This window comes from Tenacibaculum pacificus (assembly GCF_027941775.1).
GTDB lineage: Bacteria > Bacteroidota > Bacteroidia > Flavobacteriales > Flavobacteriaceae > Polaribacter > Polaribacter pacificus_A.
Genome location: NZ_CP115917.1, coordinates 133139 through 158228, shown reverse-complemented (window position 1 = coordinate 158228; position 25090 = coordinate 133139). Strand labels below are relative to the sequence as shown.

Annotated in this window: 23 protein-coding genes and 1 pseudogene; 4 read left to right on the top strand and 20 right to left on the bottom strand. The window is 29.1% G+C overall.

Features of this window, described 5'->3' with window-relative positions; genetic code table 11:
• Positions 1 to 32: 32 nt before the first annotated feature.
• A pseudogene (locus tag PG913_RS00715) lies at positions 33 to 817 on the top strand (nitrilase family protein).
• A 49-nt stretch (positions 818 to 866) separates the two neighbouring features.
• Here the strand turns inward: PG913_RS00715 and PG913_RS00710 are convergent.
• From PG913_RS00710 to PG913_RS00650, 13 genes are all read right to left on the bottom strand, one after another.
• Positions 867 to 1847 (bottom strand): acyl-ACP desaturase, encoded by a 981-nt coding sequence (locus PG913_RS00710; protein WP_271231177.1) that lies wholly within the window; start codon positions 1845 to 1847, stop codon positions 867 to 869.
• A gap of 160 nt (positions 1848 to 2007) precedes the next feature.
• Positions 2008 to 2604, bottom strand: a complete 597-nt coding sequence (locus PG913_RS00705) for a lysophospholipid acyltransferase family protein (RefSeq protein ID WP_333780766.1) — start codon at positions 2602 to 2604, stop codon at positions 2008 to 2010.
• Positions 2605 to 2665: 61 nt separating this feature from the next.
• Positions 2666 to 3076 carry a hypothetical protein gene (locus PG913_RS00700; protein WP_271231176.1) on the bottom strand — a complete coding sequence of 137 codons (411 nt, stop codon included), beginning with the start codon at positions 3074 to 3076 and terminating at the stop codon, positions 2666 to 2668.
• Between the two features lie 123 nt (positions 3077 to 3199).
• Positions 3200 to 4510, bottom strand: coding sequence for a TonB-dependent receptor (locus PG913_RS00695; protein ID WP_271231175.1), 1311 nt, complete (start codon positions 4508 to 4510; stop codon positions 3200 to 3202).
• Positions 4434 to 5927, bottom strand: coding sequence for a TonB-dependent receptor plug domain-containing protein (locus PG913_RS00690; RefSeq protein WP_271231174.1), 1494 nt, complete (start codon positions 5925 to 5927; stop codon positions 4434 to 4436). Before PG913_RS00690 ends, PG913_RS00695 begins: the two co-directional genes overlap by 77 nt.
• A gap of 138 nt (positions 5928 to 6065) precedes the next feature.
• On the bottom strand, positions 6066 to 7634 hold the full coding sequence (gene pgi / locus PG913_RS00685) for a glucose-6-phosphate isomerase (protein ID WP_271231173.1): 1569 nt from the start codon (positions 7632 to 7634) through the stop codon (positions 6066 to 6068).
• Positions 7635 to 7656: 22 nt separating this feature from the next.
• Positions 7657 to 8916, bottom strand: a complete 1260-nt coding sequence (locus PG913_RS00680; protein WP_271231172.1) for a peptidoglycan DD-metalloendopeptidase family protein — start codon at positions 8914 to 8916, stop codon at positions 7657 to 7659.
• A 91-nt stretch (positions 8917 to 9007) separates the two neighbouring features.
• Positions 9008 to 9784, bottom strand: coding sequence for a DUF3108 domain-containing protein (locus tag PG913_RS00675; protein WP_271231171.1), 777 nt, complete (start codon positions 9782 to 9784; stop codon positions 9008 to 9010).
• Positions 9785 to 9888: 104 nt separating this feature from the next.
• The gene (locus tag PG913_RS00670; RefSeq protein WP_271231170.1) at positions 9889 to 10809 is read right to left on the bottom strand and encodes a tryptophan 2,3-dioxygenase family protein; all 921 of its coding nucleotides are present in this window, start codon (positions 10807 to 10809) and stop codon (positions 9889 to 9891) included.
• Positions 10810 to 10910: 101 nt separating this feature from the next.
• Positions 10911 to 12074 (bottom strand): 4-hydroxyphenylpyruvate dioxygenase, encoded by a 1164-nt coding sequence (gene hppD / locus PG913_RS00665; RefSeq protein WP_271231169.1) that lies wholly within the window; start codon positions 12072 to 12074, stop codon positions 10911 to 10913.
• Between the two features lie 234 nt (positions 12075 to 12308).
• Positions 12309 to 13466: a homogentisate 1,2-dioxygenase gene (locus PG913_RS00660; RefSeq protein ID WP_271231168.1), complete on the bottom strand. Its 1158-nt coding sequence runs from the start codon at positions 13464 to 13466 to the stop codon at positions 12309 to 12311.
• Positions 13467 to 13720: 254 nt separating this feature from the next.
• A complete protein-coding gene (locus tag PG913_RS00655; RefSeq protein WP_271231167.1) occupies positions 13721 to 14929 on the bottom strand; it encodes a DUF4374 domain-containing protein in 1209 nt (402 codons plus the stop codon).
• A gap of 26 nt (positions 14930 to 14955) precedes the next feature.
• A complete protein-coding gene (locus PG913_RS00650) occupies positions 14956 to 17322 on the bottom strand; it encodes a TonB-dependent receptor (protein WP_271231166.1) in 2367 nt (788 codons plus the stop codon).
• 484 nt (positions 17323 to 17806) lie between these two features.
• On the opposite strand from PG913_RS00650, the gene PG913_RS00645 reads away from it, so the two are divergent.
• A complete protein-coding gene (locus PG913_RS00645) occupies positions 17807 to 19372 on the top strand; it encodes a PepSY-associated TM helix domain-containing protein (RefSeq protein ID WP_271231165.1) in 1566 nt (521 codons plus the stop codon).
• 16 nt (positions 19373 to 19388) lie between these two features.
• Positions 19389 to 19910, top strand: a complete 522-nt coding sequence (locus tag PG913_RS00640) for a flavodoxin (RefSeq protein ID WP_271231164.1) — start codon at positions 19389 to 19391, stop codon at positions 19908 to 19910.
• On the opposite strand, the gene PG913_RS00635 is transcribed toward PG913_RS00640, so the two are convergent.
• The 6 genes from PG913_RS00635 to PG913_RS00610 all read right to left on the bottom strand — a co-directional run bounded on the left by PG913_RS00635 (position 19907) and on the right by PG913_RS00610 (position 23293).
• On the bottom strand, positions 19907 to 20242 hold the full coding sequence (locus PG913_RS00635) for a 2Fe-2S iron-sulfur cluster-binding family protein (protein ID WP_271231163.1): 336 nt from the start codon (positions 20240 to 20242) through the stop codon (positions 19907 to 19909). The two genes, PG913_RS00640 and PG913_RS00635, sit on opposite strands and share 4 nt — an antisense overlap.
• A 222-nt stretch (positions 20243 to 20464) precedes the next feature.
• Positions 20465 to 20701 carry a NifU family protein gene (locus PG913_RS00630; RefSeq protein ID WP_271231162.1) on the bottom strand — a complete coding sequence of 79 codons (237 nt, stop codon included), beginning with the start codon at positions 20699 to 20701 and terminating at the stop codon, positions 20465 to 20467.
• Between the two features lie 9 nt (positions 20702 to 20710).
• Positions 20711 to 21841: an Mrp/NBP35 family ATP-binding protein gene (locus PG913_RS00625; RefSeq protein ID WP_271231161.1), complete on the bottom strand. Its 1131-nt coding sequence runs from the start codon at positions 21839 to 21841 to the stop codon at positions 20711 to 20713.
• Between the two features lie 207 nt (positions 21842 to 22048).
• Positions 22049 to 22375: an MGMT family protein gene (locus PG913_RS00620; protein ID WP_271231160.1), complete on the bottom strand. Its 327-nt coding sequence runs from the start codon at positions 22373 to 22375 to the stop codon at positions 22049 to 22051.
• Between the two features lie 9 nt (positions 22376 to 22384).
• Positions 22385 to 23056, bottom strand: coding sequence for a tRNA (guanosine(46)-N7)-methyltransferase TrmB (trmB, locus tag PG913_RS00615; protein WP_271231159.1), 672 nt, complete (start codon positions 23054 to 23056; stop codon positions 22385 to 22387).
• A 24-nt stretch (positions 23057 to 23080) separates the two neighbouring features.
• Positions 23081 to 23293 carry a DUF6341 family protein gene (locus PG913_RS00610; RefSeq protein WP_271231158.1) on the bottom strand — a complete coding sequence of 71 codons (213 nt, stop codon included), beginning with the start codon at positions 23291 to 23293 and terminating at the stop codon, positions 23081 to 23083.
• Between the two features lie 42 nt (positions 23294 to 23335).
• Between PG913_RS00610 and PG913_RS00605 the strand changes: the two genes are divergently transcribed.
• Positions 23336 to 24238: a DUF6427 family protein gene (locus PG913_RS00605; RefSeq protein ID WP_271231157.1), complete on the top strand. Its 903-nt coding sequence runs from the start codon at positions 23336 to 23338 to the stop codon at positions 24236 to 24238.
• Positions 24239 to 24240: 2 nt separating this feature from the next.
• Here the strand turns inward: PG913_RS00605 and upp are convergent, their stop codons facing one another.
• Positions 24241 to 24894, bottom strand: a complete 654-nt coding sequence (gene upp, locus PG913_RS00600; RefSeq protein WP_271231156.1) for a uracil phosphoribosyltransferase — start codon at positions 24892 to 24894, stop codon at positions 24241 to 24243.
• Between the last annotated feature and the right edge of the window lie 196 nt (positions 24895 to 25090).

The window sequence follows — 25090 nt, the reverse complement described above, 5'->3', positions numbered from 1 at the left end:
TTGATAAGAATAACCACTTCATTTTTTGAATAATGCATACTCATAATAAACTTAAAACAGTACTTGTACAATCTGATATTGTATGGGAAAATCCGAAAGAAAACAGAAAAAATTTTCAAGAAAAAATAAATAAACTTTCTTCGGATATAGACCTAATTATTTTGCCTGAAATGTTTACAACTGGTTTTACTATGAATCCAAATTCATTAGCTGAAACCATGAATGGTGATACCATTATTTGGATGCAAAAAATATCAAAAGAAAAAAATGCGCCATTACAGGAAGTATTATTATCAAAGAAAATGAACTTTATTTTAACAGATTATTATTTGTACATCCTTCAGGTAAGATTGATTTTTATGATAAAAAACACTTATTTACCCTTGCTGGCGAGCAGAAAATATTTACCGCTGGAACTAAAAAAAATATTGTTAATTACAAAGATTGGAAAATTTGTCTGTTAATTTGTTATGATTTGCGTTTTCCTGCATGGGCAAGAAACACCGAAAATTACGATTTATTACTATACGTAGCAAGTTGGCCAACTTCAAGAATTGACGCTTGGGATACTTTATTAAAAGCTCGTGCAATTGAAAATATAAGTTTTACAATTGGTGTAAATAGAATTGGAATTGATGCCAATGGACATGAATATAATGGAAATTCTGTTTGTTATGATATGCTTGGAAACTGTATCGATAAAAATAATAACAGTAAAGAAATATCTTTACACATCGAATTAAATAAAGAAGAACAAAATAAAATCCGTAGTAAATTTGGATTTTTAAATGATAAAGATACTATTGTTTTTAACTAATTTTTAATAAAAAAGCAACCCTAAGGTTGCTTTTTTAATTGTTTTTTATTTATGCTGGAATCATCCATTTAAATTCGAACTTTGTATCAGGAACTGTAATACGTTCTGTAATTCGATACATTCTAGCTGGTAATTTCATTAAATAATCACGAGCTTTTTCTGCTTCAGGTGTTAAACCTGTAATTTTATCGATTTCCCAAGCTTCGTTTAATTTCTTAAGAATATCTACATAATCAAAACCAGTATATACACCTACTCTTTGCGCTACTGTCGAAAAATCATCAAATAAACTTCCTTTTGCTTCAAAAGAATGTCTTAAATGATATGCAGGCATTACAATTTTATGTTTCATCATGTGTTGAAAAGCTAACATCATCTCACTAGGGTCAATAGCAAAAATTTGTTTTACAAACTCGGTATATGCTAAATGATGACGCATTTCATCTCCAGCAATAATTCTAGACATTTTTGCTAAAGATTTATGCCCGTGTTTCTTTGCTATTTTAGCAACATTTAAGTGTGAAATATAAGTTGCTAATTCTTGAAAACTTGTATATACAAAGTTTTTATATGGGTCACTAGCTGTACCAATATCAAATCCATCAGTAATTAAATGTTGTGTTGTAATTTCTACCTCACGCATATTTACTCTTCCTGAAAGATATAAATATTTATTTAAAACATCTCCATGACGATTTTCTTCTGCCGTCCAAGCACGAATCCATTTTGCCCAGCCATTGTCAGGGTGTTGTGTAACTCCGTCTAAATCTAATAACCAAGATTCATAAGTTGGTAAAGCTTCTTCAGTAATAGTATCTCCTACTAATACAACCCAAAAATCATCATCTAATTCTTTTGATAATTCTCTGATTTCTTCTACTTCAGAAATAAAAGTATCTTGTTGTGAATTTGGTAAAAAATCAGTTGGTTGCCAAATTTTTTCAGCAGGGATTAAAAACTTATCTACGAAAATATCGATGTTCTTTTCGAGCGTTTTCATAACTTCCTTTCGGATATTTTGTATTGACATAAATATATAATTATATTTTATAAGTGATTATAAAATTGATTCTTTAATAGTACTTTCCACACTAGCTATCAACTCATTAAACGGTAAACTATCTACTTTTATTGGCTTGTGTGTTATAATTTTTATAGGACTTCCTAATCCTAATGGGAATTTCCCGTATTTAAATACTTTCCATTGAATTGTTAATTGTTAACGGAACAACATATGCTTCAGGATTGTATTTTGTAATCATTTTTAAACCATTTGGTGAAAATGATTTTGGCACTCCTGTTTTACTTCTTGTTCCTTCAGGAAAAATAGCAGCAGACCAATTATTTTTTTCTATTCTTTTTGAAAAACTAGCCAATTCAGTTAATGCTTGTCTTGCATCTTTTCTATCAATTAAAGCAGCTCCTCCGTGTCTTAAGTTGAATGAAATACTTGGGATACCTTTTCCTAATTCTTTTTTAGATACAAATTTAGGATTGTATTTTCTAAAATGCCAAATAATAGGAGATATATCAAAAGTACTTTGATGATTTGATACAAATATTAAACTAGTATTTTCTGGTAAATTTTGCTCGTTCTCTACTTGAACACGAACTCCTAAAATTAATAATGATTGAATTAAAAACCAATTCATAATATTTACAACATTCTGATGTCCTTTTTGACCAAAAAATTTCAGTCCTAACCATTGTATAGGATGAAATATTAATAGTAGTGAAAAGAAAACTACCGCAAATATAGATGAGATGATATAACTTAAAAGCTTCATTATTATAATTTAATGTTTGCAAAAATAAAAAATCCCGCGATAGCGGGAGTATATTTTTCAATTAAAACCAATTGCTCCAAGGAATTCTTGATAATATTAGTACTAATGCTGCTCCGTAAAAAATAGCAAAGGTTTTAAATTTGGTTTCACTTTTTACTTGTTTCTTATGTTTTGACCATCCGATGGTGATTAATACAATAGCAATAATCATCATTAATGGATGCTCTAAAGCAAGTAATCTTACGCTAGAATCTTTCATATCTCCTAATCCTTTTTGAAAACCTCCAACAAAGTATACTAAAAAACCTAGTAATAATTGAATATGAGTTGTTATTAAACTAAATAAGCCTAAACGAAACTCTTTGTGTGTAAATTCTTTTTTCTGAACTAATCCTACAATTGCATTTATTACCGTAAAAACCAATACGGCTACGACTATATATGCCCAATAAGAGTGTAATGTTTTAATCATGATGTGTTTGTGTTAGTTTTTGTTGATGACAAATTTAGTGAATTTTATGCATAAAAAAACCACCTCAATTGAGGTGGTTTTAAAAATTTTATTATCTAATAATATTTAATAAAAAACTAATTATTAGAAATTATATTTAAGACTAAAGTTCCAAGTTGTACCATATCCGAAGAAACCTTTATTTGCTGTAGCAATTCCGTTATGTAACATGTTATTTGATCTATAAGTTCCTTTAGAAGCATCATCTGAATCAATCAAATCATCTGCCTTAATACTTGACTGTAATTCAGAAAGGTATTCTGTATCTAAAACATTATTTACATTAAAACGAAAATCAATACTTTGAGTTTCGGTTGCTAAAGGTAAATGATAAGATATACCTAAATCAAGTAAACCATAAGAAGGTAATTGTAAGTTTTCTTTTTGAGCTCCTACATTAGCATACAATCTATCATAATAACGGTAATCAGTATCAACTGATAAATTTTCAGTGATTCTATAATCTAAACCTAATCCAAGAGTTGTTTGAGCAGCATCGCCTACTTCTCCTCCATCATAATCAACCTCTCCTGTATCAATTAAATTTTGATCCTCATCAACAACCTGTGTCAATCCTTTTCCTTTATATCTCCAATCTCCATAAGAACCGAATCCTTTAACTTTTAAATCTTCAATTGGCTTATATGTAAAATCAACTTCAACCCCTTGATGTAATTGTTCTACTCCATAATTTGTTGTAAGTTGTAAAACATCTTCAACAATTTTACTTGCAGAAGTTACTCTATCTTTCCATGAAGTTCTATATAAGTTAAAATTTGCTGAAAAATTAGAAGAACTATATGCATAACCTGCTTCGATACCTAATATTTTTTCATTTTCTGTTGCAGAGTTTACGTAATTTGAATAATTTAAATAAATATTATCATGATATGGTTGTCTTGAATAATATCCTGAGTTTACGTATACTTTATTTGCATCATTAATTGTGTAACTTAATCCACCTTTTACGTTGTACCCTAAATTTTCGACACTTTCAGCTTTTGTACCATCAGTTGTTATGTTACTTGGTAAATCACCTGTAGCTTGTGGAGAAGTTCCATCAACTAATGATTGATCAGCATACTGATAGTAATCTGTTCTGTCGTGATATTGATTAGAAATTGCTCCTTGAAAAAATGCAGAAAATTTATCTGTTGCGTATTCTAATTGAGTAAATGCTCCCATATATGAAATAGTTTCATCGTAATCCCAAGCCATTCTTTGTTTTTTATCATAAGAATTAAATAAAGCTTTGTAAGGATTTACAGCATAAGATTCTGTAACTATTACATTTTTATAATCTCCGTAAGACCCCACTTTAGGATGTCCTTCTATTGTATGGTCTAATAATTGAATATTTTCTTGCCAAGATTTTAAACCATTGAAAATCGGCAATAGTTCTATAGTGTTTTCCGTGGTAAGTTCTTAAATCTACTCCAAAATTGAATGTTAAGTTATCTGAAAGTTCTTTTTCAAAATTAGATACCATACCATACCAATCATGCATATTCATACTAGCTCTGGTAGCATAACCATTTCCGGCAGCATAAAGTCCTCCTGCTCCATTTAAAGCTGTTGCATTTTTAGCATAAATAGCGTCATAATCAACATTTCCAGAATCAGTTTTTATTTTCTTACCTCTACCTCCTGTTCCACCACCACGTCCCCAAGAAGCATAAAGTACTGTAGATAAGTTTGATGTTTCATTAATATTAAAATCCCAGTTAATATTAGCAATAGGTTTATGATAAAAATTTCTTCTTTCAGTTTTATATTCTCCTTTATAAGTACCCCAATTACTATTATATCTTGTACCTTTTTCTAAATATGTTTCAATTTTTTCACTGAAAGCTTGATCATGTTGTTGTGGAGCTCCTGTTAATAAGAAGTTGAAATTATGTTTTTCATTTGGTTTGTATCCAAAAGAAATAAAATAAGTTTGTCCTTCTCCTTTATTTCCATCCATATAACCATCACCTTGCCAATGAGATAACATTACTGAAGCTGCAAACCCTTTATCATTTACTCCTGAATTATAAAAAGCTGTAGTTTTATAGTACTGATTATTTGCAATTGCACCAGAAACATAACCACCTTCTTTTTTACCTGTTGTTTTAATAACAAAATTTGTTGTACCTCCAACAGAAGAAATAGCTAATTTAGAAGCTCCTAAACCTCTTTGAATCTGTACTGCTTCTGCAATATCGTTAATTCCTGACCAATTCGACCAATACATTTTACCATCTTCCATACCATTAATTGGTTGTCCATTTAATAAGTATGCAGTATTATCTTGTCCAAAACCTCTTACCGCAATTCTTGAATCTCCAAAACCTCCAGTTTGTCCAGCAACATATACAGAAGGTGTATTCACTAAAGTCATCGTAATATCTTGAGTTCCTATCTTTTTTTGAATCTCAGCAGCTTTAATTGTAGAAACTGCAACTGGTGTTTTTCTACCTCCAGCTAAGTCAATAACTCCTTTACCAATAATTACAATTTCATCTAAAACATTTGAAGGAGCTAATTGAATAGTTCCTACATTACTTTTTGAAGCCGTGTAAGCCAATTCTTTATTAACATATCCTATAAAAGACACAATAATAACACCTGAATTTGATTTTGTATTTAACTGAAATTTCCCGTCAAAATCAGTTGCAGTTCCGTTTGTAGTTTTTTTAACTACAACACTAGCTCCAGGTAATGGTTCACCTGTTTCGTCAATTACTTTTCCAGTAAGTTTTGTTTGTCCTAAAACTGTAGCTGCTACAAAGAACATTACCACTAATAAAACATTTTTAATTTTCTTCATTTTAAATCTAAATTGTTATTAAATGCAAGTACAAAGGTGTTCCTTTTACACTTTATAAATATTAACTTAGTGTTAACTTTTTTAACAATGACTTAACTAAAAAAAAGAAATAAATCTGTTTTTTAAAAAATATTTTATCTAATTAATTAACATTTTTTTTGCTAGTTCTTTACCTAACTCTACTCCAAACTGATCATATGAATAAATATTCCAAATAACACCTTGTGTAAAAATTTTATGTTCATAGGTTGCAATAAGCATTCCTAACGATTTTGGCGTTAATTTTTTAAAGAGAAGAGAATTACTTGGTCGATTACCCTCAAATATTTTATAAGGCAATAATTGATTTATTTTATCTAATTTATTTGCTACTTTTAACTCTAAATGTATTTCTTGTTTTGTCTTACCATAAGCTAAGGCATCCATTTGAGCATAATAATTAGCCATTAATTTTTTATGTTGATCTATTAAACCATGTAAAGATTCTTCAAAACCGATAAAATCTGCAGGTATTCGTTTTGTTCCTTGATGTAATAACTGCATAAAAGCATGTTGAATATCAGTACCAGTACCTCCCCAAATAACACCACCTGTTTGATAACTAATTTCTTGACCATTTCTATCAACACTTTTTCCATTACTCTCCATAATTGCCTGTTGCAAATAAGCTGGTAATTTATATAAATATTGACTATAAGGTAAAATTACTTCAGTTTCTGATTTAAAAAAATTATTAGACCAAATACCCAATAAAGCTAATATTACAGGGATATTTTTATCAAAATCAGTAGTTTTAAAATGCTCATCAATCTTTTCTGCTCCATTTAATAATTCTTTAAAATTATCATATCCGATAGATAAACTAATAGAAAGTCCTACTGCTGACCATAATGAAAATCTACCTCCAACCCAGTCCCACATTGGAAAAATATTCTCTTCATTAATTCCAAAATCTATTGCTTCTTCAATATTAGATGATACCGCTACAAAATGTTTAGATACATCAGTAACTCTTCCCGATTTTAAAAACCAGTTTCTAATAGTATTTGAATTTGTAATAGTTTCATCAGTCATAAAAGATTTTGAGACAATTACAAATAAAGTAGTTTCTGGATTAAGTTTTTTTAAAACTTCAAACACATGATCTCCATCTACATTTGAAACAAAGTGTGAGTTTAGTTTATTTCGATAAAACTGTAACCCTTCTACCACCATACTCGGTCCTAAATCAGACCCTCCTACACCTATATTAACAATATCAGTAATTGCTTTTCCCGTATACCCTTTCCATTGACCAGAAATAACCTTATTACTAAAGTTTTCCATTTTTCTTAGTGTAGCTTGTATCTTCGGTTTTATATTTTCTCCATCAACTAAAACAGCTGTAGTGGAATTACTCCTTAAAGCTGTATGTAATACAGATCTTTCTTCAGTTACATTAATTTTGTCTCCTGAAAAATATTTATCAATAGCATCTTTTAATTTTGATTCTTCTGCTAAAGAAATCAATAAATCAATTGTTTCTTGAGTTATATGATTTTTAGAATAATCAACAACTAATTCATCTAAAGAAATAGAAAATCGTTCTTTTCTATTTTTATCTTTAAGAAAAAGTTCTTTAAATTCATACAGTTTAGCTTCATTAAAATGATTTGTTAATTTACTCCAAGCTTCGGTTTGAGTCGGATTAATGTTTTGTAAAGGCATAATTAATGTGTAGCTAATTTTTTTAATTGGAAGAATTATAAACTGTATCTTTTTCAGATAAAGTTATGACATCTAATTTTCTTTTTAATGGCTTTATAAACTCAAAATATTTTGGTTTAATTTTAGGGTCTAAAGGTTCAGCTGTAGGTAATTTTTGTTTAAACGGATCTACTTGTTTACCATTTTTCCAGAAACGATAACAAACATGAGGTCCACTGGTATTTCCTGTCATACCTACCCAACCTATTATGTCACCTTGTTTTACATAATCACCTACTTTTACCTTTCTTTTTTTCATATGTAAATACTGTGTTGTATAAGTAGTATTATGCTGAACTTTCACATAATTTCCATTTCCACCTCGTCTTGCAGAAGCAACAACAGTTCCGCTTGCGGTTGTCATTATTGGGGTACCATATTTTGCAGCAAAATCGGTTCCTTTATGCGGACGAACTCTTCCATAAAGGGCAATTTTTCTTCTTAAATTATAACGTGATGATATTCTATATTGAAATTTAATAGGTGATTTTAAAAATGCTCTACGAAGCATATCTCCTTTTTCATTATAAAATTCAGGAATTTTAGTAATAGAATCTCCAACAAACTTATAAGCATATAAATCTTCTCCTTTATGATTAAAAACAGCTGCTTTTATAGCTCCATAACCAACAAAAGTAGTGTCGTTAATAAATTTTTCATCATAAATTAATTTAAAACTATCTCCTTTTTGTAAGCTATAAAAATCGAGTGTCCAAGCATAAATATCTGCAACTTTGTTTGTTAAAGTTGATTTTAAACCTAAACTATCCATTGTTACTGATAAGTTTGATAAAATTTCACCTGTAACTTCTTTTTCAATCGTTGTTATTTTTTTCTGAACCTTATAAGCTGATATGATAGAATCATTAAAGTTTATAATTGTTGCATCTACTTTATTATGTTTATAAATAAAAACACGTGCTTTTTCTAAAGAATCTTTTGAAGTAAGAACTGTATATTTTTTACCTGAACGGATACGTCTAACATCAAAAGTATCTTTAATAGTTGTTGCTATTTGATTTATTTTAGGATACATAACATGATGTCTATCTAAAATAACACCAAAACTTTCTCCTTTTTTTATAGTATCATTAATTATTTTAAAATTATCTAAATTAAAACCATAGGCATAAACTGATTTTGGTTTTAATATTTTAACAGGAAGTTTCACCTTTTTTTCATCTTCTTTTTTACAAGAAAAAAACAGAGAAAAAGCTAATAATAAAAGAATATATTTTTTCAAAAAAAGATAATTTAAATATGTGTACTCGCAAAAGTACAAATAAAAACTATTGATTATTGAACTTTAGCAATAACTAAAGTACTTATTCTGTTTAATCAAAAACAATCTCAAACGGATTTGCTAATCCTTTATAAGCATCTAACTCTGCACGAAGTGAACCTACTGATAAAGAAGCCTTTACTTTCATTGGAATTTTATTTTGATCAGCAGTAATCCAAACCGTAACACTTTCTTGCGCTTTAAACACTCTTCCTGCCTTTACTATCGGTCTAAATTTTTGTGTTTTAACTTTTCCAAATTTCGTTTTTATCGTTTCATTCCCTAAAAAACGCAATTTAAAAGGGTACGTATGATTGTCAAAAAACATATCAATTTTTATCTCTTCTCCTTTTGCCATGTTTTGAGTATTATAACTTCTCAAAAAATAGAAAGAAGAAATCATATCTTGCACATTTGCAGCACTAATTACAGTATCTTTTTTTTTGATAAAATCCTCAACATGAGCTGTATTTTGTTCCTGATTAAAGGTTATGTGTTTATTTTTTTTATGACCACCTTCGTCTATTTTTCTTTTAAATAAATAAGGTTTTCCTGATTGTTTATCAAAATAAGATTGATAATTATCATTTACTTCAAAAAACCATTTAATCATACCAGTAGTCCAACCTTTAGCGGTTGCATGCACTACTTTTTTTCCTTTTAAATTTTCTTCATTTAATGATAAAGTAGCATTTCCAGCTTTTAAAAAACCACTATAACTCATTTTAAACTGAAGCCACTCACCATCTTTAAATGGTTTTACTTTTTGTTGACTAAACGTAATTGAGGTCAAAAATAATACGGAAATAAAAAATAGTAGTTTTTTCATAATATTCAAACTTATGAAAATAGTTAGACAATTATTGTTCCAAACTAAAAAAAGACTATTTGAATTTAAAATTCTAACAGTCTTTTTTTATTGTTATTTTGATATTAAGAAACACCCCAGTTTTTTAATTCTTCTTCGCTCCATAAGTAAGGAAAAAATATTCTTCGTTGATATTTTGGATGCATATATTTTCGCCAGTTACTTCCTCCTGTTGCTTCTAAATCTTTATCGCCACCACCTAAATATTTTCCTGCTGCATCGTAATGAGCCATCACCCATTTTATATTTACGGTATAATCATAATGACGCATTGCTTTTATCAACTCATCACTTTGTTGTACTTCTTTAGGTAATTCTTTAAATTTTTTAGAAAGATTACAATTTTTATAATTTTCTATAGAATCGATAAACTCTTTTTTATATTTTTTTTCAAATAATTTAATTAAAGTTGATTTTTCTCCTGTTTTATGGTTTACTCCTGCCGCTTGCCAATACAAATGATTATAAGTGTTTTCAATCGAAGAATCTACATCAAAAGTAGCTCTATAACGCGCATCTATCAAGTTAATAATTTCTGTTGATGCAAATTCTATTTGACGATATTGTACACTTTGAAAACCACTTGCAGGTGTTAAAGCAGTTCGGAATTTCAAATATTGATCAATATCCATTCCATCTTGCATTACGTTAAAAGAATTGCAAAGCGTGTCAAAATAATTACTAACACGCATTAAATGTTTCGAAAATTTTTCGGCAGTAATTGCATCTTCAGCTTCTGATATTTGATTAAGTTCCCATAAAATCATTTTAAACAACAATTCATTTACTTGATGATCTGTGATAAAAACCATTTCATCTTTTTCTGTTGTTCTAGGAGTTTGTAATGCTAATAAGGCATCCGTTTGAATATAATCCCAATAAGTAATAGGCTTGCTATGAAGTAAACCTTCTAGCATTGTTTCTAACGGAACATCTAATTTTTTATACTTATTTTCTATTGCTATTAAAAGCGCTTCTTTATCCATTTTTATATTTTATATAAAAATTATTATTAAAATCACCATTTTAATAAGTGCAAGTACTTATTAAAATGGTGATTTATTTTTCTTATAATTACTATTTATAATTATAAAGTTCCTCTTTTTGATTGTTCTCTTTCTATTGATTCAAATAAGGCTTTAAAATTTCCTGCTCCAAAACCACGAGCTCCCATTCGTTGAATTATTTCAAAAAATAAGGTCGGACGGTCTTCAACAGGCTTTGTAAAAATTTGTAATAAATAGCCTTCTTCATCTGCATCAATCATTATTGATAATTCTTGTAACTTAGAAATATCTTCTTTCATCATACTCATATGTTCCCCTAAACGCTCAGGAATTCCATCATAATATGCTTGTGGTGGCGGTGGTAAAAATTCTATTCCGTTTGCTTTTAATTGTGATACTGTTTTAATAATATCATCGGTAGCAACTGCAATGTGTTGTACGCCTTCACCTTCGTAAAAATCTAAATACTCTTCAATTTGTGAACGTTTTGCTGCTTTTGCTGGTTCGTTAATAGGAAATTTAATTCGCCCATTTCCGTTACTCATTACTTTACTCATTAAAGCAGAATATTCGGTATGAATTTGCTTATCATCAAATGATAAAAAATTTACAAATCCCATAACGTCTTCGTACCATTTTACCCAGATATCCATTTGATTCCAACCAACATTACCAACCATGTGGTCAATATATTTTAAACCTGCGCTTGGCGGATTGTAATCTGACTTCCATTCTGTAAATCCTGGCAAAAATACGCCTTTATAATTTTTTCTTTCTACAAATATATGAACTGTTTCACCATAAGTGTAAATACCTGCACGAATTACTTCTCCGTGTTCATCTTTTTCGATAGTTGGCTCTAAATATGATTTTGCTCCTCTTTTGATAGTTTCTTTATACGATTTTCTTGCATCATCAACCCAAAGTGCTATAATTTTTACACCATCGCCATGTTTTACAATATGGTCATTTATTGGTGATTTACTATTTAATGGTGATGTTAATATTAAACGAATCTTATCTTGTTTTAATACATAACTTACAGAATCTTTCGAACCTGTTTCTAAACCTTTATAGGCGTGTGACTGAAAACCAAAAGCTGTTTTATAAAAATGTGCCGCTTGTTTTGCATTTCCAACATAAAACTCTACGTAATCTGTTCCTAAAAGTGGTAAAAAATCTTGTGCTCCTTCAAATATTTTTTCTAAACCGTAGTTTACTGATGTTACTTCTTTTTTACTCATGCGTTATGTTTTTATAGACTTCACAGGTTTTTAAAATCTGTAAAATCTTTGTTTTTTTATAGATGCCTATTTTTCTATAAATGATAAATTATTAAATTAGTACTAAACTTCGTAAATGAGTTTAGCCCTGATTGAACGGTTTGTTTGAGCTCTTTTTTTGATTTTTCTTCAAAAAAAAGCGAGTAGTGAAAGCAGGATTAGCTTCTAATAATTATTTTAATAAATCTAGTTTTATTATTCTAACCACGATTTATAATAATTTTCATCGGCAATTTTCATGGCTTCTTCGGTAATTTTCAAAGGTTTAAAAGTATCAACCATAACGGCTAATTCTTCGGTTTCTGTATGTCCGATACTTCTTTCGGTTGCACCTGGATGTGGTCCGTGAGGAATACCTGCGGGATGCAGTGATATATGCCCTTGGTCGATGTCGTTTCTGCTCATAAAATCGCCATCAACATAATACAAAACCTCATCAGAATCGATATTACTATGATTGTAAGGCGCAGGAATTGCGTTTGGATGATAATCGTACAAACGAGGCACGAAACTGCAAATTACAAAGGCATTGGTTTCAAAAGTTTGATGCACTGGCGGCGGTTGATGAATACGTCCAGTGATAGGCTCAAAATCGTGAATTGAAAAAGCATACGGAAAATTATAACCGTCGTAACCAACCACATCAAAAGGATGTGAAGCGTAAATCATTTCTATAATTTCGCCTTGTTTTTTTACTTTGATTAAGAAATCGCCTAACTCATTATAGGTTTCTAATTCTTCTGGTCTTCTTAAATCTCGTTCACAAAATGGTGCGTGTTCTAATAATTGTCCAAAATGATTTCTGTATCGTTTAGGTGTGTAAACTGGCGAATACGATTCGACAATAAAAAGTCTGTTATTTTCATCATCAAAATCTAGTTTGTAAATAATACCTCTTGGAATTACTAAATAATCGCCATATTTAAAATTGATATTCCCTAACATGGTGCGTAATTTCCCTGTTCCTTTATGAATAAAAATTACCTCATCGGCATCGGTATTTTTATAAAAATATTCTTTTGTTGATGTTTTTGGAGCTGATAAAATGATGTTACAATCAGCATTTGTTAAAACGATTTTTCTACTTTCTAGATAATCATTTTCTGGCGGTACTTGAAATCCGCGAAAGCGATACGATTGAATATTATTTGCCTTGGCTATTTTAGGCTTTACAGAGTATTGTTTGCGAATTTCTTTGACCATAGTTGGTCTGTGCTCATGGTATGAATTGGTCGACATTCCGTCAAAACCAATAGTTCCAAATAATTGTTCGTAATACAAAGTTCCGTCTTCTTTGCGAAATTGCGTGTGGCGTTTTGGTGGTATTTTTCCTAATTTATGATAAAATGGCATTTGAAATGATTTAATTAAAATGAAACTAAAAATATTTTAAGCTCTTTAATTACTACACAAAACAGTTATTCAGGTTTGCGTTTTATCATATATTTTAAATGTGGTAAAAGACCTTGCCAATAATGCATATTTATCTGTTTTTTATTGCCTCCTTACAAATATAACAAATAAAAAAAACAATTTAAAGACAAAAAGCCGTCTTAAAACATTATGTTTCAAGACGACTTTTACAAATTTAAAATAAAAAATACTGATTAATTTAAATCAAAAATTCCTTTTACAACAGCAGCTTCAACTTTTTGGCTTTTTTTAGCAGTTGCTGTATTTACGTCAATTTCATAAATGTAAGCACCATTATTATCACTTACATTCATATATACTTTTCCATTGCTATTTAATGCAGGAGTAGCCCACTGACCTCCGTGTAATGGAATATCTGTAACTTCTGTTACCGTTTTGGCAATTAAATCTACCACCGCAATTTTACAATTAGGATTTTCTGATGTAGGAGCAAATGCACTCCATTTTACAGAATCATCTGTAATCATTCTTACAATAGCCTTGTTGTTTCCTACATAATGTAAAAAGTTGATTTTATTTCCTCCTGAAGCAGCTTCAAAATCGAAATAATAATCGGTATCAAAATCAGTAGCACCGCTTTTAATTCTTAAAATTGCTGATTTATTTGTTGGAGCAGGTTCAAATCCACAAGCTAAAGAAGAAGTAGATGCAGTATAAATATTATTATTTTCATCTTTTACTAACCCATTATAATTTCCGTAAAAACCAATATCAGAACCTCTAGTATCTTTTATTAATTTTTCGAATTTTAACTCAGGGTAACTATATATTGCAATTCTTGCTTCATTGGAATTTGGTGTTTTCCATTTTCCATCAGAACTAGTTAAATAATATGATAAAAATAACTTACCTCCTTTTACAACAGTACCTGTAGGCCAAGACATTAAACCTTCCTCAGTTCTTTCATCTATTTTTGTTTTTAATGTTTTAGTAATTACCATTTCATCAGTATCTACTAAAAAGATAGTTTTATTTTCAAAACCAGCTCTAGGACTTTCTACGGCAATCATGGTTTTGTTGTCTCCTTTTCCTAATAAATCAAAAGATACTGGAAAAGCAAATTCCCCTTTTTTAGTAAGTTCTCCATTTTGAATATTGTAACCTATACAGTTTGTAGCTTTATATCCTGAACTGATAAGTGTTTCATTTAAAAAATAGTAACTTCTTTTTCCATCTTGCTGAATACCTTTTCCTATTGGTGATATTTCAGAATTTATAAAATTATCGATACCTAAAACTACATCCGTAGGAGATTCTCCTGTCGTTTCAACAGCAACTACTAAGTTTGAAGTACTATTTAGTTGTATTGGCGAATCATCATTACAAGAGATAAAAAAACTCATTGTAAATAATAAACCTATTGATAAAATTGATTGTTTCATAATTGTTTTTAATTTATAGTATTGATTTAATTTGATAAGTAGTATCTTAACTTTAAGCTGAAGTTTTGTCCTGGTTTTTGAAGATTGTAATTATCGGTAACTTTAGCATCAAAAATATTATTAGCCGCTACCGAAATATTGTAAGTTCCATTTTGAAGAGAATAAATAGCTTCAATATTTTGTGTAAATTGATTTTTAATTAATTTTCTATCTCTATTTCCGATTTTAGCAAAAAATAACGAATAGCCATGTACATAATTTTGAAAAGAGCTTATAGAAAACATATCATCCTTTCTAAATAAATTTTTGGTGTTATAATTTAATTTTATATTTCCAAATAAATAAGGTACGTTGGGTATTCTAGAATTTAAATATGGATTAGGTTGTGTGCTATTTTTTACATATTTACTTTTATCTCGAATATCTAAATAAGTAGCATTTACTCCAATACTATACGCATCATTAAAAGTATATTCAAGCGCTCCTTCTATACCTTTTGTTAGTACTTTATCTAAATTATCGTTTACTTGAAAAACCAACTCTGGACGTAAATAGATAAAGTTTTTAGAGCTTCTTAAAAAAGTATTGGTTTCAAAATGAATTTTATGTTTATCGCTTAAATATTGATTTGTTCTAAAACCAATATTAATGTTCGTACTTGTTTCAGGTTTTAAATCAATATTGGTTAAAATTGCCATTCCATTTCCTAAAATTTCTGAGTTTTCAGGAAAACGAATTGCATTTTCAAAAGAAGTTTTTACTTGTGTATTTTTTGTAAATAAATAAGTTAACGCACCTCCATACCCTGTGTAATTAGATAAAATATTTTTCTTTTCTTTTGTAGTTCCTGAATAATTAGTCGTTAAAGAATTGATGCTGTAATTATATCTTTTTCCGAATGCAATTCCTTTTAATTTTTTATCAATAAGATTAAATGAATAAGACAATCCTGCTACTTTTTTATCAACTGTACTTGGTTCACCAAATTGCGTATTGTTTCTAGTGTGTAAAGGGTCATTCCCTTCCATTTTAAAATTATCCGAAGAAAAATTTACCGCAATAATTTGCTGTTTTGGAAGGTGATATTGTAAATTAAAATTTAATAATATATTTTCTTGTGATAAGGTTAATTCGGTTTTTCTACTACTTTGCTCTCCTGTGGATAAATGGTCATCGTATTCAATTTCACCATTCCAAAAATATCTATGATTACTTTTATCTTCATATCTGCGTTCGTTATCTACAAGAGCTATAAAAGAACGAACATCTAAGTTTTTAAAAACACCTTTTTTGGCATATTTTAAAGTACTGATTCTACTTTTATTTTTTTCAAAAACTTCTCCAAAAGGTTTGATCATTTTCAGAGGAAACCTTGCGTGTTGTATTTCTTTATAATTATCAGAAAATAAAATACCAACTAATAATTCATCGGCATATTTTTTATTGGTAATCCCTGCTTCTAATTGCCCCATTTTTGAAGTGTATGCATTATGAAACCTTTTTACATTAGTCGTTTCATCTGTTATTTTACCTCCTTCGCCTGGTACAATTATATCTATTGCATAATCGTTATCTGAATAATTATAAAATGATTTTAATCGTGCTGTGAACCCACTATTTTTATCGTAATACTGAGTATTAACAGCAGCTTTATGTGTATTAAATGAGCCCAAAGAATAAGATACATCTAAATAATTATTTACTCCTTTTTTTGTAATAATATTAATAGCGCCTCCCAAAGCATCTGAAGATAAATAAATAGGAACTACTCCTTTATAAACTTCTATTGATGCTATAATGTTAGACGGAAAATTATTTAATGTTAATGATTTTCCGAAATAACTCATCGGAATACCGTCTATAAATATTTTTATTTGCTTTCCTGAAAATCCATTTAAAGACAGATTAAAATCTGATCCTAAACCTCCTTCTTCTCTAATAATAATACCAGGTACTTTGTTTAAAACCTGACTGATATTTGTTGCTGTATTTTTAAAAACTTCGGTTTCTATAACATTTACAGCATAGGCTTTATCTCTTATTTTTTCTGCTTTAGATTTTCCTTGAATTACAACTTCATCTAAAGTACTATCGTTTTCTTCTAGATAAAAAGAGAGCTTTGTTTTTTTAGAAGTACTTGTAATTTTTTTATAAAAAGGCTTATATCCTACATATTGTATTTTTAATGTGAAATTATTTAATCTCACTTCTGAAAAGTAAAAACAGCCTTTAGTATCTGTAACAATAGTTTTATTATTCTCTAAAATAGTTACATGTGCATTTACTAGCTGTTCTTTAAATTCATTGTATACACAACCTGATATTTTATCATTTTGAGCACTTAATGTTATTATTTGTAAAAAATAGATGACCAATATTATTATATATCTCATTGCAATTAAAGACTTATTTAGATTCAATAAACATAACTACAAAAGTAAAATAATATTTTTCTTAGGTAGTATTGTTTTCTGTTTTTTTAAAAAAATTTAACTAAACTAATAAAAAACAACATTAAGGTGATTAATTAATAACAGAACAATCATTATAATACGATAATCATACTTTTACATCTATTTGTTTTAATTCTAAATAAACCGAAATATATAATAGTTGTTTTATTTCTATTTTTTTTATTTAAAATTATTCTAAATAACTTTTGTATTCCATTTTTTGTAAATACTTTTGTCGACACCTATTACTATTTAATCTTAATAAGAAAAAAGAATAGTATTCAAAAAAAAATACTGTTTTTATAAAAATAATAAAGTCCCCCAACTTTTTTATTGTGTGTTGTATTCTATTTGAATTATTAGTTTTTTAAATACAGCAAAACTCTGATGTAAAATCAGAGTTTTGTCTTTAAAACAAATGAAATTGAAAAAATTTAATTTTAAAAATACCATTCGAAAAATCCATTTATGGATAGCCTTATCATCAGGTTTAATTATTTTTATAGTTTGTATTACAGGCTGTATTTATGCTTTTCAAAAAGAAATTCGGTTAGCAGCGTATCCTTATTATACCGTTAAAAATACGGCTGAAAATCTACAGAAAAAACCGTTAAACAACATACTTACAATTTATAAAGAGCAATCAGATAACGATGTTCTTAGAATATATGATTTTACTGAAACCGATAGAAGTACCATTCTTCTTTCCAAAAAAGAAGGTGGTTATTATTTCAGCTACATAAACCCGTATACAGGAAAATTACTGAAAGAAAAAAACCTAAATAGTGATTTTTTTATAATCGTATTATACATACATCAAAATTTATTACTTGGTCAATTAGGGGCTCAAATAATAGGTTGGTCTGTAATGTTGTTTATTATTTCTTTAATTACAGGGTTGATTTTATGGTTTCCAAAAAACAGCAAAGTTTTTAAGACTAAAAAAGGAAGGAAATCTAAATTTTCGATAAAAACAAACGCAAAAAAACAAAAGGTAGTTTTTGATTCACATAATGTTTTAGGCTTTTATGGCGCTTCTATTTTATTGATATTAGCAATTACAGGCGTTGCTTGGTCTTTTACTTGGGTAGATGACGCACTATATACCTTAGTTACTTTTGAAAGTAAAAAAGAAAAAGAAAAAATTAGTATCGATAGTACTAAATTTTTGAAAACCTCATTAATCAATGCTAAAAATCAATTAAATAAAAATCAAAAAAACAGAAATCTATTTATTTATTATTTACCACAGCATGATACAATTCCTCTTAAAATAACTGCCTATCCTAACGATGATAGTTACGGTAGTTCTGATCACTATTACATACATCCTAACACAGGCGATTTAATCAAAAGTAAACTTGATAAAGAAAAAAACGCAGGAGAAAAACTACATTCTTTATACTACGATATTCATACAGGAAGTATTTTAGGTATCAGTGGAAAAATTCTTGTTTTTTTAGCAGGTTTAATAGGCGCTTCACTTCCTGTAACAGGAACAATGTTATGGTTACATAGCAGAAAGAAAAAACGAAAGAAAAGAGTAATCATTCCAAAAAAAACCATACTTAAAAACGATACAATACCTATGAAAACAAAAATTATTAGCCTTTGGATGTTAATTATCTTCGGATATATTTTTCATCATATTTACGGATTAGCAACCGTATTTTTTAATCAAACTGTTTTTATTGATGGATCAACTGGCGAAACGCCATTTTGGGCACATCAATGGCGTATTTTAATGGAAGGTACTGCTTTTTTATTCGCTTTATTAACAATTCAATTATCAAAAAAATGGTTTAAAATAACATCCTTAATATGGGGAATCATTGTTGCAATTTTTAATTGTTATCATGTAATTGAAGAAATAATAGGGCATCCTGATGAATTATCAAAAATACTAGTCTTACTACTTACAGCAATTGCAAGTGTTCTTTTAGTTGTAAACTTAAACGAATGGAGAAAAACAACTTTTATAAAACAATAATCTTAAAAAATAAACTATGAAAACAATCGGTTTAATTTATGGTTCAGATACTGGAATGACAGAAGAAGTCACCAATTCTATTGTAGATAACTGGAATCTTAGCGATATAAAAGTAATGGAAGTATCTGAAGTTAAAAAATCAGATTTTGAGCAATTTGATATTCTTCTTTTAGGACTTTCAACTTGGTATGATGGCGATTTACAAAGTGATTGGGAAAGTTATTTTGATGAATTTAAAACTATCGATTTCACCAATAAAACAGTTGCAATTTATGGGCTAGGAGATCAATATGGTTATGGTGAATACTTTATTGATGGCGTAGGAATGTTGGCAGAAGTTATTTTAAAAAATGGAGGAAAAATCACTGGTTTTTGGTCAGTAGATGGTTACGATTTTACAGAATCGAAAGCCATTTATAATAATGATTTGTTTTATGGATTGGCAATTGATGAAGATAATCAGCCAGAACTTACACAAAAAAGAATTACAGATTGGCTTTCAATTTTAGAAAATGAATTTTCAAAATTATTGAATTAGCTCTCAGGAGCTAATTCAATTTCTAAACCATCCATTTCTGGTTTTATTGGTAATTGACATCCTAAACGACTATTGTCTTCTACATCAAAAGCTTCTGCAAGCATTGCATCTTCATCGTCACCCATTTCAGGTAATTCATGGTCAGATTTTATATAACATTGACAAGATGCACACATTGCCATTCCTCCACAAACACCAATTGTACCTTCAGGAGCTAATTCATATAAACGAATAACTTCCATTAAATTCATTGCCATATCTGTTGGTGCAACAATTTCGTGTAGTACTCCTTCTCTGTCAGTTATTTTTAGAGTTATATCTTGAGTTTCCATTTTAAATTTGATTAAAACTATATACCTTTAAAATTGTATATTTTGTTATATATTTTTTTAAACCTCACTATTTAAAAAAATAGTGAGGTTTTTATTTTAAAGTCTGTTAGTTGCGTTAGTGATTGAGAGGTTTGTTTGAGCTCTTTTTTAAATTTTTTCTATTTAAAAAAAGCGAGTAGCGAAAGCACGCCCGAACGCCCAAAAAAAGTTAAAACAAGTTTATTAAGCTACGTTTATTACCTCTTCAATACTTGGAACATATTTTTTAATGGTTGCTTCAACACCATTTTTTAAGGTCATTTGATTTACAGAACATCCACTACAAGCACCTTCTAACTGAACTTTTACAATATTTTTTTCTATAGATAAAAGCTTAATATTTCCGCCATCGCTTATTAAAAATGGACGAATTTCTTCTAAAGCTTTTTCTACGTTATCTCTTATTTCTGTTGCTGTCATAATCTTTGATTATTTTGTGCTACAACCACTCATTGTAGTTATACGAACTACTTCAGTAGCTGGTAAATTGTTATTTCTTTTTAATAGTTGTGCAACCATTTCTTTAGTTACATCGGTAAATGCTTTTTCTAAAGGTGTGTTTTCTTGTAAAGCAACTGGATGACCTACGTCTCCTGCTTCACGAATACTTTGTACTAATGGTATTTCACCTAAAAAGCTAGTTTCAATATCTTCAGCTAAGTTTTTAGCTCCGCCTTGACCAAAGATATAATATTTATTATCTGGTAATTCGGCAGGTGTAAAATACGCCATGTTTTCAACAATACCTAAAACTGGTACGTTTATACTTTCTTGTTGAAACATTGCTACTCCTTTTTTAGCATCTGCTAAGGCAATATTTTGAGGAGTACTTACAACTACAGCTCCGCTAATAGGCACGGCTTGTACTATTGATAAGTGAATATCTCCTGTTCCTGGAGGAAGGTCGATTAATAAGAAATCTAATTCTCCCCAATCTGCATCAAAAATTAATTGATTTAATGCTTTTGAAGCCATTGGTCCACGCCAAATTACAGCTTGATTTGGGTCTGTAAAAAATCCTAGTGATAATAATTTTACACCATAATTTTCAACAGGTTTCATTTTAGAACGTCCATCTACTTTTACAGATAATGGCTTTTCTTTTTCTACATCAAACATTAAATGTTGCGATGGTCCGTAAACATCAGCATCTAAAACACCAACTTTAAAGCCCATTTTAGCTAAAGAAACTGCCATATTAGAAGTAATAGTAGATTTCCCTACACCTCCTTTTCCTGAAGCTATTGCTATGATGTTTTTTATATTAGGAATTTCTTTTCCTTTAATTTGATTTGGATTTTCTTTTTGAGGAACCTCAACTTTTACATTCACTTTTACATCGATACTATCATCAACATTTGTATGAATTGCTTTGGTTATTTCAACTTCTACCTTCTTTTTAGCTTGTAAAGATGGGTTTGAAATGGTTACATCAACAATTACTTCTTTACCAAAAGTAACGACGTTTTTTATGTTTTCGCTTTCAACTAAACTTTTACCTTCTCCTGGTGCCGTTATAGTTTCTAACGCCTTGTAAATATCTTGCTTTTTAAAACTCATTAGAGTATTCAATTTAATTGATTCTAAGGTACAAAGATACATTTTAGCCTTCAGAAAATAAAGCGTTTATATTGTGTTTATTTATAGTAAGATAAGAGATATCAATTTTGAACGGTTTTATATTAATTACAGTTAAATTGAACTAAATAAGTAGGTTAAAAAGGCAATTGTTTTAGTAATATATAGTTAAATGAGTGTTTTTAGTATTTACAACTCATCAATAGGATTCCAAAATACAGTTTCGAAATTTTGTATTTTATTATCAACAACAACTATTCCTTCACTTTCTAATAGTTGTTGCATAAGGTTTGTTCCATCAAAATGTTGTTTTCCTGTAAGTAAACCGATTCGATTTACAACTCGATGTGCAGGAACATCTTTGGTATGTGAATTATTCATTGCCCAACCTACCATTCTTGCAGATCGAGCTGCTCCTAAATACCTTGCAATTGCGCCATAACTGGTTACTCTTCCGTATGGAATTAACCTTGACACTTCGTATACTCTTTCGAAAAAGTTTTGATTTTTACTCACTCAGTAAAGTTAATACTTTAACTTAAAACGGATGTAAGTAATTGCTTTTCCTATTTCTAAATATTGTTTTTCGTAAAAAGTTTGCGTAGAAGTTACTTCTTCTGGCGCTCCTTCATTTACGTAAACATTATGATTTGCATGTAAAATTTCATGCCCTTCACCATGTATTAAACCTAAAGTGTAACCGTGCATAAACTCGCTATCGGTTTTTAAGTTCATAATACCATCTTCTTTTAAAATGTGGTGATATCTTTTTAAGAATGATGTATTTGTCATTCTATGTTTTGTTCGTTGATATTTTATTTGTGGATCTGGAAAAGTAATCCAAATCTCATCAACTTCATTTTCCGCAAAAATATTAGCTACTAATTCTATTTGAGTTCTAATAAAGGCAACATTTTGCATGTCGTTTTCTATGGCAGTTTTAGCACCACGCCAAAAACGAGCTCCTTTAATATCAATACCAATAAAATTTTTATTCGGATTTTTTTCTGCTAAGGCAATGGTATACTCTCCTTTACCACAACCAAGTTCTAAAACTATAGGGTTGTCGTTTTTAAAAAATGTATTCCACTTTCCTTTTAAAGGAAAATCTCCTATTACTTCTTCTCTCGTAGGTTGAAGTACGTTTGCAAACGTTTCATTTTCTTTGAAACGTTTCAGTTTGTTTTTGCTTCCCAATGTGTATGTATATCTGTTTTAAGCTTAGTCTTCAGTTCCTTCTTTTAAGAAAGTAGCCGATTGCCACATCCAGTATCCAAATAACACTATTAAAATAAAAACAAAAAACCAGTTAACTGCATTTGATGTCCACCAACCGTAGTCTCCTTTTGCTACTTCTAATCGCAACCATTTGAAAGGTTGTAATATAAAAGTAAATAAATCTGCAATTAATCTAAAAATATTTAATCCTAACATAACTTGATTATCTTTATGTTTGCAAAAGTATAAAAAGAAACTATGTTAGCCAATTTTTTCAGTAAATCAAAACCTGTTAATTTCATTGTGCTTTTTGCACTGTTTTTAAGTTACTTTTCTTTCAGCTTATTTTCTAAAGAAGTCTCTTTTGAAACGGCTAAAGAATTGATTGGTTTTATAGCGGTATTTGGAGTCTTCAATTTTGTAATTACAAAAAACAAATTAACTTTTGATAACTCCTTTGCTTTCTTATTTCTAATACTACTTATCGGTTTTTTTCCTGATGTTATTCATATTGATAAAACCTTTTTTGCTTGCTTAATCATCTTATTATTTTCACGGAAAGTTTATAACTTACAATCACCTAAAAATACCTTTTACAAGTTATTTGACGGAGGTTTATGGCTTGGTGTTTCTTTTTTAATAGAACCTTATACAGCATTATTTGGCGTATTATTTTATATTTCTATTTACTTACATCAACGCTTTACTTATCAAACTTTATTAATTCCTTTACTAGGCTACGGATGCGTAATTTTTTTATTTTTCACCTATTGTTTTTGGTATGATAAAACTGAAATTTTTAACCAACTATTTAATTGGAATTTATCTTATAATATTGATTTTTATACTGATATAAAGTATGTATTATCTTTCGTATTTATAGGTATTTTAGTCTTTTATTCATTGATATTAAAAACTCCGAAGGCATTATCAGTTCTTAATAATTTTAGAAAAAGCTGGATTTTAACCTTTGTTTACTTATTAATTTCGTCAGTAGTTGTGCTTTTAATACCTCATAAAACAGGCACAGAACTTTTATTACTCTTTTTTCCGATTGCAATTATTTTAGCCAACGGATTCGAATTATTTCAAAAAAAATGGATTTCAGATGTCTTATTATTATTATTTTTCGCTTGTTCAATACTTGCAAATGTTCTATAAATTTACATTTTTGTACCATAAGCTAAATCGCCTGCATCACCTAAACCTGGAATAATATATCCTTTGTCATTGAGTCCTTCATCAATATCGGCAATCCATAAACTAGTGTTTTCAGGGAAATTATTTGCGACATATTCAACTCCTTCGGAAGCACCAATAACTGAAACTATTTGAATTTCTTTAGGAGTTCCGTATTTTTTGATAGCTTCATAAACCGCAACTAGTGAACGTCCTGTTGCTAACATTGGGTCGACCAATAATAAAGTTTTACCATCAATTGATGGAGATGCAAAATATTCAACTACAATTTCAAATTCAGCATCGTTATTTGGATGATGACGATAAGCCGATATAAAAGCATTTTCAGCATCATCAAAATAATTTAATAAACCATTATGCAAAGGTAATCCTGCTCTTAAAATTGAACATAAAATTACATCATTAACAGGAATTTCTACTTGTTTTGTTCCTAAAGGAGTTTGTACTTTTTTAGTTTCTGATGCTAATTTTTTACTTAATTCGTATCCTAAAATTTCACCGATTCGTTCTATATTTCTTCGAAAACGCATCGAATCTTTTTGAATATCTGTACTTCTTATTTCTGATAAAAATTTATTTAAAATAGATGTTTCTTTCGCTAAATGATGAATTTTCATATTAAAGTAGTTTCTAGCTAATTTACAAAAAACGCACAAATTTATAGCCCCGATTGAAGCAATTGTTTGAGCTCTTTTTTTGATTTTTATTCAAAAAAAAGCGAGTGCGGAAAGCGGGAAATTGCTTCAAAAAAATAATATCAATTTAAAACTTGTTTAAATTTCATTTAAAAACCTTTTATCACTAAAAAATCGA

What these genes read in the sequence shown, in the direction of transcription:
- PG913_RS00640 (WP_271231164.1), top strand. Translation starts at nt 19,389, where the DNA reads ATGAAAACAATCGGTTTAATTTATGGTTCAGATACTGGAATGACAGAA.
- PG913_RS00650 (WP_271231166.1), bottom strand. Translation starts at nt 17,322, where the DNA reads ATGAGATATATAATAATATTGGTCATCTATTTTTTACAAATAATAACA.
- PG913_RS00700 (WP_271231176.1), bottom strand. Translation starts at nt 3,076, where the DNA reads ATGATTAAAACATTACACTCTTATTGGGCATATATAGTCGTAGCCGTA.
- PG913_RS00705 (WP_333780766.1), bottom strand. Translation starts at nt 2,604, where the DNA reads ATGAAGCTTTTAAGTTATATCATCTCATCTATATTTGCGGTAGTTTTC.
- upp (WP_271231156.1), bottom strand. Translation starts at nt 24,894, where the DNA reads ATGAAAATTCATCATTTAGCGAAAGAAACATCTATTTTAAATAAATTT.
- PG913_RS00610 (WP_271231158.1), bottom strand. Translation starts at nt 23,293, where the DNA reads ATGTTAGGATTAAATATTTTTAGATTAATTGCAGATTTATTTACTTTT.
- PG913_RS00675 (WP_271231171.1), bottom strand. Translation starts at nt 9,784, where the DNA reads ATGAAAAAACTACTATTTTTTATTTCCGTATTATTTTTGACCTCAATT.
- PG913_RS00605 (WP_271231157.1), top strand. Translation starts at nt 23,336, where the DNA reads ATGTTAGCCAATTTTTTCAGTAAATCAAAACCTGTTAATTTCATTGTG.
- pgi (WP_271231173.1), bottom strand. Translation starts at nt 7,634, where the DNA reads ATGCCTTTACAAAACATTAATCCGACTCAAACCGAAGCTTGGAGTAAA.
- PG913_RS00630 (WP_271231162.1), bottom strand. Translation starts at nt 20,701, where the DNA reads ATGACAGCAACAGAAATAAGAGATAACGTAGAAAAAGCTTTAGAAGAA.
- PG913_RS00710 (WP_271231177.1), bottom strand. Translation starts at nt 1,847, where the DNA reads ATGTCAATACAAAATATCCGAAAGGAAGTTATGAAAACGCTCGAAAAG.
- hppD (WP_271231169.1), bottom strand. Translation starts at nt 12,074, where the DNA reads ATGAGTAAAAAAGAAGTAACATCAGTAAACTACGGTTTAGAAAAAATA.
- PG913_RS00635 (WP_271231163.1), bottom strand. Translation starts at nt 20,242, where the DNA reads ATGGAAACTCAAGATATAACTCTAAAAATAACTGACAGAGAAGGAGTA.
- PG913_RS00670 (WP_271231170.1), bottom strand. Translation starts at nt 10,809, where the DNA reads ATGGATAAAGAAGCGCTTTTAATAGCAATAGAAAATAAGTATAAAAAA.
- PG913_RS00690 (WP_271231174.1), bottom strand. Translation starts at nt 5,927, where the DNA reads ATGAAGAAAATTAAAAATGTTTTATTAGTGGTAATGTTCTTTGTAGCA.
- PG913_RS00660 (WP_271231168.1), bottom strand. Translation starts at nt 13,466, where the DNA reads ATGCCATTTTATCATAAATTAGGAAAAATACCACCAAAACGCCACACG.
- PG913_RS00655 (WP_271231167.1), bottom strand. Translation starts at nt 14,929, where the DNA reads ATGAAACAATCAATTTTATCAATAGGTTTATTATTTACAATGAGTTTT.
- PG913_RS00625 (WP_271231161.1), bottom strand. Translation starts at nt 21,841, where the DNA reads ATGAGTTTTAAAAAGCAAGATATTTACAAGGCGTTAGAAACTATAACG.